Origin of the sequence: Paraburkholderia tuberum STM678 (genome assembly GCF_902833905.1) — a bacterium.
Classification (GTDB): Bacteria; Pseudomonadota; Gammaproteobacteria; order Burkholderiales; family Burkholderiaceae; genus Paraburkholderia; species Paraburkholderia tuberum.
In genome coordinates, this window is sequence record NZ_CADFGP010000023.1 from 66,402 (window position 1) to 79,174 (window position 12,773).

At 62.8% G+C, this 12,773-nt stretch carries 15 protein-coding genes; 13 read left to right on the forward strand and 2 right to left on the reverse strand.

What is annotated here, in order from left to right; all coding sequences use genetic code 11:
- The first annotated feature begins 25 nt into the window (after positions 1 to 25).
- Positions 26 to 1,027, forward strand: coding sequence for a S49 family peptidase (locus tag HWY30_RS20935; RefSeq protein WP_090801185.1), 1,002 nt, complete (start codon positions 26 to 28; stop codon positions 1,025 to 1,027).
- Between the two features lie 110 nt (positions 1,028 to 1,137).
- Here the strand turns inward: HWY30_RS20935 and HWY30_RS20940 are convergent, their stop codons facing one another.
- Positions 1,138 to 1,857: an SAM-dependent methyltransferase gene (locus tag HWY30_RS20940; RefSeq protein ID WP_090801183.1), complete on the reverse strand. Its 720-nt coding sequence runs from the start codon at positions 1,855 to 1,857 to the stop codon at positions 1,138 to 1,140.
- Entirely contained in the window at positions 1,854 to 2,471 is a 618-nt protein-coding gene (locus HWY30_RS20945) for a Maf-like protein (RefSeq protein ID WP_090801181.1), read from the reverse strand. Before HWY30_RS20945 ends, HWY30_RS20940 begins: the two co-directional genes overlap by 4 nt.
- A 317-nt stretch (positions 2,472 to 2,788) precedes the next feature.
- Between HWY30_RS20945 and HWY30_RS20950 the strand changes: the two genes are divergently transcribed.
- From HWY30_RS20950 to HWY30_RS21005, 12 genes are all read left to right on the forward strand, one after another.
- A complete protein-coding gene (locus HWY30_RS20950) occupies positions 2,789 to 3,445 on the forward strand; it encodes a DUF177 domain-containing protein (RefSeq protein ID WP_090805409.1) in 657 nt (218 codons plus the stop codon).
- Between the two features lie 102 nt (positions 3,446 to 3,547).
- Entirely contained in the window at positions 3,548 to 3,727 is a 180-nt protein-coding gene (rpmF, locus tag HWY30_RS20955) for a 50S ribosomal protein L32 (RefSeq protein WP_027198353.1), read from the forward strand.
- 123 nt (positions 3,728 to 3,850) lie between these two features.
- Positions 3,851 to 4,957, forward strand: coding sequence for a phosphate acyltransferase PlsX (gene plsX / locus HWY30_RS20960; protein ID WP_090801179.1), 1,107 nt, complete (start codon positions 3,851 to 3,853; stop codon positions 4,955 to 4,957).
- Positions 4,957 to 5,946: a beta-ketoacyl-ACP synthase III gene (locus tag HWY30_RS20965; RefSeq protein WP_090801177.1), complete on the forward strand. Its 990-nt coding sequence runs from the start codon at positions 4,957 to 4,959 to the stop codon at positions 5,944 to 5,946. Before plsX ends, HWY30_RS20965 begins: the two co-directional genes overlap by 1 nt.
- Positions 5,947 to 6,064: 118 nt before the next feature.
- Entirely contained in the window at positions 6,065 to 7,000 is a 936-nt protein-coding gene (gene fabD / locus HWY30_RS20970; RefSeq protein ID WP_090801176.1) for an ACP S-malonyltransferase, read from the forward strand.
- A 114-nt stretch (positions 7,001 to 7,114) separates the two neighbouring features.
- On the forward strand, positions 7,115 to 7,864 hold the full coding sequence (fabG, locus tag HWY30_RS20975; RefSeq protein WP_090801174.1) for a 3-oxoacyl-ACP reductase FabG: 750 nt from the start codon (positions 7,115 to 7,117) through the stop codon (positions 7,862 to 7,864).
- A 152-nt stretch (positions 7,865 to 8,016) separates the two neighbouring features.
- Positions 8,017 to 8,256: an acyl carrier protein gene (gene acpP, locus HWY30_RS20980; protein WP_004197638.1), complete on the forward strand. Its 240-nt coding sequence runs from the start codon at positions 8,017 to 8,019 to the stop codon at positions 8,254 to 8,256.
- Between the two features lie 256 nt (positions 8,257 to 8,512).
- On the forward strand, positions 8,513 to 9,769 hold the full coding sequence (gene fabF / locus HWY30_RS20985; protein ID WP_090801172.1) for a beta-ketoacyl-ACP synthase II: 1,257 nt from the start codon (positions 8,513 to 8,515) through the stop codon (positions 9,767 to 9,769).
- A gap of 122 nt (positions 9,770 to 9,891) precedes the next feature.
- Complete coding sequence (locus HWY30_RS20990; protein WP_425199389.1) at positions 9,892 to 10,284, forward strand: hypothetical protein; 393 nt, start codon at positions 9,892 to 9,894, stop codon at positions 10,282 to 10,284.
- Between the two features lie 106 nt (positions 10,285 to 10,390).
- Complete coding sequence (gene rpoE, locus HWY30_RS20995) at positions 10,391 to 10,990, forward strand: RNA polymerase sigma factor RpoE (protein ID WP_006051939.1); 600 nt, start codon at positions 10,391 to 10,393, stop codon at positions 10,988 to 10,990.
- Between the two features lie 93 nt (positions 10,991 to 11,083).
- Positions 11,084 to 11,698: a sigma-E factor negative regulatory protein gene (locus HWY30_RS21000; RefSeq protein WP_090801169.1), complete on the forward strand. Its 615-nt coding sequence runs from the start codon at positions 11,084 to 11,086 to the stop codon at positions 11,696 to 11,698.
- Between the two features lie 4 nt (positions 11,699 to 11,702).
- Positions 11,703 to 12,743, forward strand: a complete 1,041-nt coding sequence (locus HWY30_RS21005; RefSeq protein ID WP_090805408.1) for a MucB/RseB C-terminal domain-containing protein — start codon at positions 11,703 to 11,705, stop codon at positions 12,741 to 12,743.
- The last annotated feature ends 30 nt before the right edge of the window (positions 12,744 to 12,773 follow it).

The window sequence follows — 12,773 nt, forward strand, 5'->3', positions numbered from 1 at the left end:
CCTCTTCCAATTTTCCACTGTCCGCATGTCCGACAACTTGACCCCCGAAAAAGACCCTGCCTCGGGAGGCGGCTCCCGTGCACCCGCCGACCAGCCCGGCTGGGAAAGGGCCGCGCTCGAGCGCATCGCGCTGGCCGCGATCAACGAGCAACGCGCCTCGCGACGTTGGCGGATTTTCTTCCGCTTCCTGTTCCTCGTAGTGCTCGCACTGGCGGTATGGGGTGCGCTGAACTTCTCGGGCGAGCGGGTCGCCACGACTGGCCGTCATACGGCAATGGTTTCGCTTGATGGCGAGATCGCGACCGATACGAGTGCGAACGCCCAAGATATCAACACTGCACTCGATTCCGCGTTTGAGGATTCCGATACAGCCGGCGTGATTCTTTATTGCAACAGCCCGGGCGGCAGTCCAGTGCAAGCGGGCATTATCAACAGCGAAATTCGGCGATTGCGCGGCAAATATCCGTCTATTCCGCTGTATGTCGTGGTCGGCGACATGTGCGCGTCCGGCGGCTACTACGCGGCCGCGGCGGCGGAGAAGATCTATGTCGACAAGGCGAGTATCGTCGGTTCGATCGGCGTGCTGATGGACGGCTTTGGTTTCACCGGCCTGATGGACAAGTTGGGGATTCAGCGCCGACTGCACACATCGGGTGAGAACAAAGGCTTTTTTGATCCGTTTTCGCCCGAAACGCCGAAGATGGACGAACATGCGCAGGTTATGCTCGATCAGATCCACGCGCAGTTCATCGACGCGGTGCGTCAAGGGCGCGGCAAGCGTCTGCACGAGACGTCGGACATGTTCTCGGGTCTATTCTGGACGGGGCAGAAGAGCGTCGAACTTGGACTCACGGACGGTTTTGGCGATGCAGATTACGTCGCGCGTGAGATCTTCAAGGCGCCGGATATCGTCGATTACACGGTGAAAGAGAGCATTGCGGATCGCGTTGCCCGCAAATTCGGCGCGGCCATCGGCGCCGGCGCGGTTCGGGCGATGGCGCTCGGCGCGAAAATGAATCTGCGTTGAATCCACAGTTTTAAAAAGACGCCCGCGCGGTCGGTTTTGGCCGATCGCGCGGACTTTGCGTTGTGAGTTTCGGGCCTGGTCGCTCTCAGTTGCCTGGCCGGTGTCTACGTTCAGGCCGCCAGAATCAGAAAAATCGCCGGCCGCTTATGCAGGTCGATCTCCGCCTTCTTTTTCCAGTCGGCGACGCTCCGGCTTGCGATCAGTTCGCTCGGCAGCGTCAGATCGACCGCCACGCAGACCAGCGTCGACGGCGCGCAGGTCGCGAGCAAGGTATCGAGCAGCGCGCGATTCCGGTACGGCGTTTCAATGAAGATCTGCGTTTGCTTGCTCTTGCGCGACTGCTGCTCGAGATCGCGCAGACGTTTGGCGCGCTCGGTGACGTCGACGGGCAGGTAGCCGTGAAACGCGAAGCTTTGGCCGTTCAGCCCCGATGCCATCAGCGCGAGCAGAATCGAACTCGGCCCGACCAGCGGCACGACCTTTACGCCGCGCTCGTGCGCGCGTCGCACCAGCAGCGCGCCCGGGTCCGCCACTGCCGGGCAGCCAGCCTCGGAGACGAGGCCCGCGTCGGTGCCCGACAGCAGCGGCGCGAGCAGCCTGTCGATTTCGCCGGCCGGCGTATTGACGTTCAGTTCGCGAATCTCGATTTCTTGAATCGGCCGATCGGGGCCGACTTTCTTCAGGAACGCGCGCGTGGTTTTGGCGTTTTCGCCAATGTAATAGTGCAGCAACGCCGCGCGGGCGCGTACGGGCGCGGGCAGTACCAGATCGAGCGCGCTTGCGTCGCCTTCGCCGAGCGTGTTGGGAATGAGATAGAGCGTACCGGTCATCGGGCCCCCAAAAGCGGGTAGTTGGCCGCGAGCAGCATGTGCGACAGCGCGATAAGCGGCAGGCCGACGAGCGCGGTCGGGTCGTCGGAATGGATGGCCTCCAGCAGCGCGATGCCAAGCCCTTCGGATTTGGCGCTGCCGGCCACGTCGTACGGCGTTTCAGCGTGCAGGTAGGCGTCGAGCGCCGCGTCCGGCAGATCGCGAAAGCGCACGCGGGTGATCACGTCGATCGTTTGCGCGCTGTCCGTCGCGCTGTCGAACAGACACAGCGCGCTGTGGAACAACACGTCGTGGCCGCGCATCGCCTGCAATTGCGCGAGCGCCCTGTCGTGCGTGCCGGGTTTGCCGATCTGCAGGCCGTCGTAGGTGGCGACCTGGTCGGAGCCGATCACGAGCGCGTGTTCGTCGGCGGCGAGGCCTTGGGCGACCGCACGCGCTTTGGCTTCGGCGAGGCGCAGCGCAGTGGCTTCGGGCGTTTCGGCGGCGAGCGGGGTTTCGTCGATCGCAGGCACGACGACGTCGAACGGCACGCGCAGGCGTTCGAGCAACTCGCGGCGATACCGCGAACTCGACGCCAGAATCAGGCGTGGCGGGCGTTTGGAGGATTCAGGCATAGTTTGCGGGCAACGGGAGCGGCGGGTCGTACGGGGTCGCGCGAGGCAACCGTACGTACGGGCTTAAGTGTTTGACTCGAAAAGACAAAACGGATATGATTTCGGGCTTTTCACGGTATGCTTGCACTTGAAGGGTCTCGGCGCGTTCAGCGGCTTTCGGCACTTTCGGCAGTCGGAAGGTTGAAGAAAGCCCGGCAGGGTGAACGCAACGGCCGCGGGCCCCACTGGCTGCCCCGCACGCCGGATTATCGTCGCGGCGGATCTGATCATCCTTCGCGAATCACCCCGGCAACATGCTTGCCGACGCAGGAGCGCACATGACTCAACATCCTGGCAAACCTGCAGGTCTGTCCGACCCGCATGAACTCGATCTGTTCGAATTTGCGCGGAGCGGGCGTCAGGCCGCGGGTGTCGTGCGCGTCTCGCAACTGCCGCGCATGTTAAACGAAGTCCCGGCGGAAGCGCCAGATCGCGACAGCGCGTTCACATGGCAGGCCGAAGGGACGATGCAGCCGGAGTTGCAGGACGATGGCACCGAAGGTTCCCAGCCTTATCTGCGGCTGGCGATTCACGGTGCCGCGTGGCTCGAATGCCAGCGGTGCTTGACGCCGTATTCGCAGGCGTTCAACGTCGATGCAACTTACCGGATCGTCAATACGGAGGCGGAAGCCGAAGAGTTTCCGCTGGACGAGGATGAAGTCGAGGTGGTCGTCGGCTCGCGCCAGTTCGATCTCATCGACTTGATCGAAGAAGAGTTGCTGCTTTCCTTGCCGCTCGTGCCCAAACACGAGGTCTGTCCCGAAGTGCACGAGAGCCTTGTCTCGGGCACGGACGGTAGCGAAGGCGAGGGCGACGAAGCCGCGCAGGAAGAAGCTGGCGATGCCAGCAAGCCGGACCAGTCCAGCGAGCGGCGCAATCCGTTCGCGGCGCTCGAAAGTCTGAAACGCGACGAACCGGGCGGCAAGAAGCGCTAAATAGTTGCAGGGGGCGCGATGCGGGCGCATTGGCCATTCGGCCAGTGGTTAAGTCCGTGTCGGGCTGTGTTAGAATTCGGAAAATTTTTTGGAGTTTTAGTCATGGCAGTTCAACAAAACAAGAAGTCGCCGTCGAAGCGCGGCATGCACCGTTCGCACGATTTCCTGACGGCAGCGCCGATGGCCGTCGAGCCGAGTACGGGCGAAGTGCATCTACGTCACCACATTAGCCCGAACGGCTACTATCGCGGCAAGAAAGTCGTCAAGACGAAGAACGACTAATCGTTGACTGCGATGCGCCCTGTGGCGTTTCGCGTAGCGATCGGCTCGCTTGACATTTTCCCGGTTCGGCAAAAAGGCGGCATTCAACTGCCGCTTTTTTGTGTCTGAAATTCGTCGCACTCCATGACAGTAAAGCTCACGATAGATTGCATGGGAGGCGACCACGGCCCGTCCGTGACCGTTCCCGCTGCCGTCAACTTCGTTCGTTCGCATCCCGACGCGCAATTGCTGCTCGTCGGCATTGAAAGTGCGATTCGTGCGCAGCTGAAGAAGCTCAAGGCTCAGGATCTGCCGGCGCTGACCGTCGTACCTGCTACCGAGGTCGTCGCGATGGACGACCCGGTCGAGGTCGCGCTGCGCAAGAAAAAAGATTCGTCGATGCGCGTGGCGCTGAACCGCGTCAAGGAAGGCGAGGCGCAAGCCTGCATTTCCGCCGGCAATACCGGCGCGTTGATGGCGGTCTCGCGCTATGTGCTGAAAACGCTGTCGGGCATCGAACGCCCGGCCATCGCGTTTGCCCTGCCTAATCCCACCGGCTATACGATGATGCTCGACCTGGGCGCCAACGTCGACTGCGAGCCGCAGCATCTGCTGCAGTTCGCCGAGATGGGGCACGCGCTCGTGTCCGCGCTCGAAGGAAAGGAGCGGCCCACCATCGGCCTGCTCAACATCGGCGAAGAAGTCATCAAGGGCAACGACATCATCAAGCGCGCCGGCGAACTGCTGCGTGCGAGTACACTCAACTTTCATGGCAATGTCGAAGGCGACGACATCTACAAGGGCACCGTCGACGTGATCGTCTGCGATGGCTTTGTCGGCAATGTCGCGCTGAAGACGTCGGAAGGTCTCGCGCAGATGCTATCCAACATCATCAAGGAAGAGTTCGGCCGTTCGTGGCTGACCAAGGTGATGGCGGTGCTCGCGCTGCCGGTATTGATGCGCTTCAAGAAACGCGTCGATCATCGGCAATATAACGGCGCCGCGCTGCTCGGCTTGCGCGGTCTCGTGATCAAAAGCCACGGTTCAGCCGATGCCTACGCGTTTGAGTGGGCTATCAAACGCGGGTATGATGCCGTCAAAAACGGCGTGCTGGAGCGCCTTGCGCGAGCGATGGAAGAGAACGCGAGTTCTCTCGAACAGGCGGCGCGCGACGCAAGCGGTGCGGGTCACGCAAGCCCGATCGCAGGCCAGCCGGCCGAGCCCTACGCTGCGCAATCCTCGAAGGCATAATGGCTCAATCCACAATCTACTCCCGCGTGCTGGGCACCGGCAGCTGTCTGCCGCCCAACCGCGTCACCAATCAGGATCTGGCTGAGCGTCTCGCCAGGCAAGGCGTTGAAACGAGCGACGAATGGATCGTCGCGCGCACGGGCATCCATGCGCGTCACTTCGCCGAGCCGGACGTCACGACCAGCGACCTCGCGTTGATCGCCTCGCAGCGAGCGATCGAAGCGGCGGACATCGATCCGCAGTCCATCGACCTGATCGTCGTCGCCACCTCCACGCCGGACTTCGTGTTCCCGAGCACCGCCTGCCTGCTGCAGAACAAGCTCAGGATCAAGAATCACGGTGCCGCGTTCGACATACAGGCGGTCTGCTCCGGCTTCGCTTATGCGGTGGCGATGGTGGACGCCCTGATTCGCAGCGGCCAGCATCGCACGGCGCTCGTGGTCGGCGCGGAAACTTTCTCGCGCATTCTCGATTTCAACGACCGCACCACCTGCGTGCTGTTCGGCGACGGCGCCGGCGCAGTGATCCTGCAGGCGTCCGACGCACCGGGCGTGCTTTCGAGCGCGCTGCACGCGGACGGCAGCCATTCGAACATTCTGTGCACGCCGGGCAACGTGAATGGCGGCGTGGTCGCCGGCAGCGCCTTCCTGCACATGGACGGTCAGGCGGTGTTCAAGCTTGCCGTCAACGTGCTCGAGAAGGTCGCGATCGAAGCATTGGAAAAAGCCGATCTGAAGCCCGAGCAGATCGACTGGCTGATTCCGCATCAGGCCAACATCCGCATCATGCAAAGCACCTGCCGCAAGCTCGGCCTGCCGCAGGAGCGCATGGTCGTCACGGTGGGCGAGCACGGCAATACGTCGGCGGCGTCCATTCCGCTTGCACTCGACGTCGCGGTGCGCGACGGCCGCATCAAGCGCGGCCATAACGTGCTGATCGAAGGCGTCGGCGGCGGCTTCACGTGGGGCGCGTCGGTCATCCGCTACTGAGCGGGACGACGCATTCCGGGGCGTCGCTAGCGGCGCCCGTGCGGCCGGAATAACACCGCGCGCCATCTGGCAGCCGCGGCCGGCCGCCACATCCGATTAAACAGATTTTGGGGACGATATGAAATTCGCGTTCGTTTTTCCTGGGCAGGGTTCGCAGGCGGTCGGCATGCTCAACGCATTCGCCGATTACGCGATCGTGCGTGAGACGGTTCAGGAAGCCTCCGACGCACTCAACCAGGACCTCGGCAAGCTGATCGCCGAAGGCCCCGCCGAAGATCTCAATCTCACCACCAATACCCAGCCGGTCATGCTGACCGCGGCCTACGCTATCTATCGCGCGTGGCAGCAGGCGGGCGGCCCGGCGCCGGCGCTCGTCGCCGGCCATAGCCTTGGCGAATACACGGCGCTCGTCGCGGCCGGCGCGCTTGTGTTCCGCGACGCGGTGCCGCTCGTGCGTTTCCGTGCGCAGGCGATGCAAACCGCGGTACCGGTGGGCGAAGGCGGCATGGCCGCGATTCTCGGCCTCGACGACGACACGGTGCGCGCGGTCTGCGCGGAAGCGTCGGCGGCGGGCGTCGTCGAAGCGGTCAATTTCAATGCGCCGGCGCAAGTCGTGATCGCGGGCCACAAAGCCGCGGTCGAGAAAGCCTGCGAAGTCGCGAAGGCGAAGGGCGCGAAGCGCGCGCTACGGCTGCCGGTGTCGGCGCCGTTCCACTCGTCGCTGCTCAAGCCGGCGTCGGATCAATTGCGCGAATACCTCGCGAGCATCGACGTGCAGGTGCCGTCGATTCCCGTCATCAACAACGTCGACGTCGCCGTGGTCAACGAGCCGGCCAAAATCAAGGACGCGCTCGTGCGCCAGGCGGCTGGTGCGGTGCGCTGGGTCGAATGCGTACAGGCAATGGCAGCGCAGGGCGTCACGCACGTGATCGAATGCGGCCCGGGCAAGGTCCTTGCGGGTTTGACGAGGCGCGTCGAGGGCGATCTCGTCGGCGCGTCGGTGTTCGATCCGGCGTCGCTCGAAGAAACGCTGAAGCTCGTGACGGCAGACTGAGCGCGCATTCGCGAACGGGTATCGACAGAGCAATACCGCGCTGGCGCGGCATTGCTCGACAGACGAATCAACAAGAATCAATGAGCCCTATTTGAAGGGCATCCGGACTGACAGATGGAAAAGACTCTCGACAAGCAGATCGCAATCGTGACGGGCGCATCGCGCGGCATCGGCCGTGCGATCGCGATGGAACTCGCGCGTCAGGGCGCGACGGTGATCGGCACCGCGACGAGCGAAAGCGGCGCGACGGCGATCACCGAAGCGTTCAAGGCGGCGGGCGTGAACGGCCGCGGCGCGGTGCTCGACGTCAACGACGCGGCCGCGGCCGAAGCGCTGATCGACGGCACCGTCAAGGAATTCGGCGCGCTGAACGTGCTGGTGAACAACGCCGGCATCACGCAGGATCAACTGGCGATGCGCATGAAGGACGACGACTGGGACGCCGTGGTCGACACCAACCTGAAGTCGGTGTTCCGTCTGTCGCGTGCGGTGCTGCGCCCGATGATGAAAGCGAAGGGCGGTCGGATCATCAATATCACGTCGGTGGTCGGCTCGGCCGGCAACCCGGGGCAGATCAACTACGCGGCCGCGAAGGCGGGCGTCGCGGGCATGACGCGCGCACTCGCGCGCGAGATCGGCAGCCGCGGCATCACGGTCAATTGCGTGGCACCTGGTTTCATCGATACCGACATGACGAAGGCGCTGCCCGAAGAGCAGCAGACCGCGCTGAAAACGCAGATTCCGCTCGGCCGTCTAGGCAGCCCGGAAGACATCGCGCACGCGGTCGCGTTCCTCGCGTCGCCGCAAGCGGGCTACATCACCGGCACGACGCTGCACGTGAACGGCGGCATGTACATGCAGTAACCAATTTCGGTTACTATCCGCGCCTTGATGCGTTTGCGGAAAGCACGAGGCGCATGCGTTGACAGGAACCCGATGCGCCGCTTTTTTGCCGGGTCAAACCTGATAAAATGCGCGCACCTGTATTTTTGAACTTCTTTTCCCTTGGAGGGGTAATGGACAATATCGAACAGCGCGTCAAGAAGATCGTCGCGGAACAACTGGGCGTTGCGGAAGCGGAAATCAAGAACGAAGCGTCGTTCGTGAACGATCTCGGCGCCGACTCGCTCGACACCGTTGAACTCGTGATGGCCCTCGAAGACGAATTCGGCATGGAAATTCCAGATGAAGAAGCCGAGAAGATCACCACCGTTCAGCAAGCGATCGACTACGCTCGCGCAAACGTCAAGGCCTAAGGTCATTCGCGCCTGCGTTTCTGCACGGGCCGCGCATGACGCCCTGCCGTGCCGCTTGCCGGCGCCAGCAGGGTCGACGCTATCGGGCGTGTCCATTGGCACACCATACGTCGCGCCGTTTGCCACGCAGGAGCCAGCGATGTTGACAGCGCAACTTTCCGCGCGATTGCCGACTTAAACAGCCACAGGGCACACAGGGCGATTCCTGTGGCCGCTGTGGCTTTTGCTTTTTGTCATCTATGAAAAAGGGGTTACCGTGAGCCGCCGTCGTGTTGTTGTTACAGGCCTGGGGCTGATTTCGCCTGTTGGCAATAATGTTGCCGATGGCTGGGCCAATCTGGTCGCCGGCAAGTCTGGGATTGCCAATATCACGAAGTTCGATGCGTCGAACTTCTCGACTCGTTTCGCCGGCGAGGTGAAGGGCTTCAATATCGAGGACTACATCCCCGGTAAGGAAGCGCGCCACATGGATACGTTCATCCATTACGGCGTGGCTGCGGGCATCCAGGCGATGCGGGACAGCGGCCTCGAAGTCACCGAGGAGAATTCGGAGCGCATTGGCGTGGTGGTCGGTTCGGGCATCGGCGGTCTGCCGATGATCGAAATCACCCAAACCGAATTGCTCAATCGCGGCCCGCGTCGCATTTCGCCATTCTTCGTGCCGGCTTCGATCATCAACATGATCTCCGGCCACCTGTCGATCAAGTTCGGCATCAAGGGTCCGAATCTGTCGATCGTTACCGCGTGTACGACCGGTCTGCACTGCATCGGCGAGGCTTCGCGCCTGATCGAATATGGCGACGCCGACGTGATGATCGCGGGCGGCGCGGAATCGACCGTGTCGCCGCTCGGTATCGGCGGCTTTGCGGCGGCGCGCGCGCTGTCGCAACGCAATGACGATCCGGCTACCGCGAGCCGTCCGTGGGACATGGACCGCGACGGCTTCGTGCTGGGCGAAGGCGCCGGCGTAATGGTGCTCGAAGAATACGAGCACGCGAAGGCGCGTGGCGCGAAGATCTACGCGGAAATCGGCGGCTACGGCATGAGCGGCGATGCGTATCACATGACGGCGCCGCTCGAAGACGGTGACGGCGCACGCCGCTGCATGCTCGCAGCGCTGAAGAACGCGGGCATCAACGGCGATCAGGTGAGCTACCTGAACGCGCACGGCACGTCCACGCCACTCGGCGATCTGGCGGAAACGACCGGCATCAAGCGGGCGTTCGGCGACCACGCGAAGAACATGGTCGTCAACTCGACCAAGTCGATGACGGGTCACCTGCTGGGCGGCGCTGGCGGTCTGGAGTCGGTGTTCACGGTGCTCGCCGTGCATCACCAGGTGTCGCCTCCGACCATCAATATTTTCAACCAGGACCCGGCCTGTGATCTCGATTACTGCGCGAACACCGCGCGGGAAATGAAGATCGACGTCGCGCTGAAGAACTCGTTCGGGTTCGGCGGCACGAACGGCACGCTGGTGTTCAAGCGCGCCGGATCGCCTGATCTCGGGTGACGCGTCGGTTCACGACGCCGGCTTCGCCGGCGCTTTCCCCCGCACCGGCAACGTTGGGTAGGGCAGCGCAGCGGATCGCGCTGCGTCGCTCTATCGCAATGCGTGCCGCGGTGGGAGCGTTCGTGCTGATTGCGACGTTAGCCGTTTATTCCTGTCTCGCGCCGCGAATGGGCGCTTGGCAGGCCGCTCCGTTGACGCTCGCCGTCGCAGCACTGCTCACGCTCTGCGCGGCGAGGCATGACGCGGCGCAGGCCATCGCGCTGCATGTCGCGATGGGCGAGATTTCCGCCTGGAACCACGCGGGTGAGTTGCTCGCGCGGGGCCGCATGGTCGGTTGCGCGCAGTGGAGCGGCCGTTTGCTGGTGCTTGAGCTCGAGCCCGAGGGTGGTCGCAGGCGCGGCCTCATGCGCGCACCGTCGGGTCGCAGGCGCTCCCTGCTGCTCGCTGCGGACGCGCTGCCGTCCACTGTTTTCCGCGAACTTTCCGTGCTGGGCCGGCGTGCGGCCGGCGCCTGACTGTAACGACTGTAACCGCTGTTACCGTAGTAACGTGCCCTCACCAGGGGGACGCTACAATGGTCCCCCGCCGTGCGCCCTATAGTTAAGTTAACGGATTTATCAGGTGAGCGAAAAAGAAATTGATCAGGTGCTGGTCGAGCGCGTCCAGAAGGGCGACAAGGCCGCGTTCGAGCTTCTGGTCTCCAAATACCACCGCAAGATTCTCCGGCTGATCTCGCGTCTCGTGCGGGACCCCGCCGAAGTCGAAGACGTCGCGCAAGACGCTTTTATCAAGGCGTATCGCGCGTTGCCGCAGTTTCGCGGCGAGTCGGCGTTTTATACGTGGTTGTACCGGATTGCGGTCAATACCGCGAAGAACTACCTTGCCACCCAGGGCCGGCGCGCGCCGACCTCAACCGAAGCGGATGCTGAAGAAGCTGAAACTTTCTCCGATGCCGACCAACTAAGGGATATCAACACGCCTGAGTCGATGTTGATGAGCAAGCAGATCGCTGAGACGGTCAATGCTGCGATGGCGGTTTTACCGGAAGAATTGCGCACCGCCATTACTCTCCGAGAAATTGAGGGTTTGAGCTACGAGGAAATCGCCGAGATGATGGGTTGCCCGATTGGCACAGTCAGATCACGAATTTTCCGCGCTCGCGAAGCCATTGCGGCAAAATTGCGACCGTTGCTTGACACCCCCGAAGGCAAGCGTTGGTAGACGTTTCCGAACGTCCGGCTGGCTTGGCGGGGCAGCGGTGCAATATCTGGATTAGTGGTGTCACTACGGGGTATTTGGAAGATGGGGAGCATCATGGGGTCGGTCTCGATGCAATCGCAAGCAGGCTCGCACGGCGAGCGTCTGTCCGCTTTCGTCGACGGTGAGTTGTTCGGCGAAGAGCATCTGAATCTGGACAAGTTTCTTGCGGAGCTGGGCGGCGATGATCGCGCTGCCTGGTCGAGCTACCACCTGATCGGCGACGCGCTACGTTCCGACGATCTGGCAGTCAGCCCCGCACGGAGCAGTGCCTTTCTGAGCGGGTTTGCCGCGCGTCTTGAAAGCGAGCCGCATGTGCTGGCGCCCGCCGCCGCGTCTGCATCGGTCGCGCGCCGCCTGCTCGGGCTGCGCCGCAGAGTCGTGCCGGCTCTTGCCGTCGCTGCCGCGGCCGCTACGCTGACCTGGATCGTCGTGCCGCAGCTGCAGGGCGTGCCGGGTGGTCCGGGTGGCCAGCTCGCTTCGCTCCAATCGCACGGCGACGCGGTGCAGCGTGTCGCCATGGCCTCGGTGCCCGCGCAAGACTCCAACATCATTCGCGACGCGAGCCTCGATCAGTACCTCGAAGCTCATCAGCAATTCGCGCAACAACCGGCGATGGCAGGCTCGATGCCGCTGATTCGCGCTGCCTCAGTCTCCACGCAGGGCCAATAGTTTGATGCAGACTCCGCGGTTCAATAAAACGACTATCTGGGGGCGGTTGCCAGCATTTCTGTTCTGCGCAGCCGTGTTGTTGTCCGCTACACCGCGGGTCTTCGCACAAGACGATCCTGCCGTCGCCCGTCGCGCGGCCGCGGAACTGCTCGATCGCATCCATCAGGCCGCCCAGCAGCAGAACTACGAGGGCGCGTTCGTCTATCAGCGCGGCAGTTTCGTGCAGACGTCGCGCATCGCACATTACTCCACGCGTACGGACGGCGAGTTCGAGCAGCTCGAAAGCCTCGACGGCAAGCCGCGCAAAATGCTGCGTCACAACGACGACATGTACACGTTCTTGCCGGAGCGGCGTATCGTGGTCTTCGAAAAACGGCAGAACAAGGACTCATTCCCTGCGCTGCTGTCGGTGAACGGCGAGCAGGTGCTGTCCGTCTACGAGCCGAAGATGCTTGACGACGACCGCGTCGCGGGCGTCGACAGCCTCGTGATGGAACTTGATCCGAAAGACGCGTACCGCTTCGCGTACAAGCTGTGGGCAGACAAAAAGACCGGTCTGCTGTTGCGCGCGCAGACGCTCGACCCGAGCGGTCAGGTGCTCGAGCAGTTGTCGTTTTCGCAGGTCCGCATCGGCGTGCCGGTCGACAAGACGGGCATCGTCAACGGCATCCGCAATCTCACGGGCTGGACGGTAGTGCGTCCGCCAGTCGAGCCGGTCGACATGGCCGCGCAGGGTTGGCAAATCATGCCGCCGGTACCGGGCTTCCATATGATCCGCCAGTTGCGTCGTCCGATGGCGTCGCGCGAGGCGGGGCAGCCTCCGATCCCGGTCGACCAGGCCGTGTTTTCCGACGGCCTCGCAGCGATTTCGGTGTTCGTCGAGCCCGTCGAGAAAAATACGCGTAAGGAAGGCACGGGCGATAGCGGCGCGACGCACGTACTGGTCAAGCGTCAGGGCGACTTCTGGATTACCCTGCTCGGCGAAGTGCCTCAAACCACATTGCAGCAGTTCGCGTCTGCCATAGAATACAAAGCTCCGAAGTAACCCTTCCGAATCCTGAAATCCCTCGGCTTG

Coding starts and splice junctions, on each gene's coding strand:
- HWY30_RS20935 (WP_090801185.1), top strand. CDS start 26: ATGTCCGACAACTTGACCCCCGAAAAAGACCCTGCCTCGGGAGGCGGC.
- HWY30_RS20940 (WP_090801183.1), bottom strand. CDS start 1,857: ATGACCGGTACGCTCTATCTCATTCCCAACACGCTCGGCGAAGGCGAC.
- HWY30_RS20945 (WP_090801181.1), bottom strand. CDS start 2,471: ATGCCTGAATCCTCCAAACGCCCGCCACGCCTGATTCTGGCGTCGAGT.
- HWY30_RS20950 (WP_090805409.1), top strand. CDS start 2,789: ATGACTCAACATCCTGGCAAACCTGCAGGTCTGTCCGACCCGCATGAA.
- rpmF (WP_027198353.1), top strand. CDS start 3,548: ATGGCAGTTCAACAAAACAAGAAGTCGCCGTCGAAGCGCGGCATGCAC.
- plsX (WP_090801179.1), top strand. CDS start 3,851: ATGACAGTAAAGCTCACGATAGATTGCATGGGAGGCGACCACGGCCCG.
- HWY30_RS20965 (WP_090801177.1), top strand. CDS start 4,957: ATGGCTCAATCCACAATCTACTCCCGCGTGCTGGGCACCGGCAGCTGT.
- fabD (WP_090801176.1), top strand. CDS start 6,065: ATGAAATTCGCGTTCGTTTTTCCTGGGCAGGGTTCGCAGGCGGTCGGC.
- fabG (WP_090801174.1), top strand. CDS start 7,115: ATGGAAAAGACTCTCGACAAGCAGATCGCAATCGTGACGGGCGCATCG.
- acpP (WP_004197638.1), top strand. CDS start 8,017: ATGGACAATATCGAACAGCGCGTCAAGAAGATCGTCGCGGAACAACTG.
- HWY30_RS21000 (WP_090801169.1), top strand. CDS start 11,084: ATGGGGTCGGTCTCGATGCAATCGCAAGCAGGCTCGCACGGCGAGCGT.
- HWY30_RS21005 (WP_090805408.1), top strand. CDS start 11,703: ATGCAGACTCCGCGGTTCAATAAAACGACTATCTGGGGGCGGTTGCCA.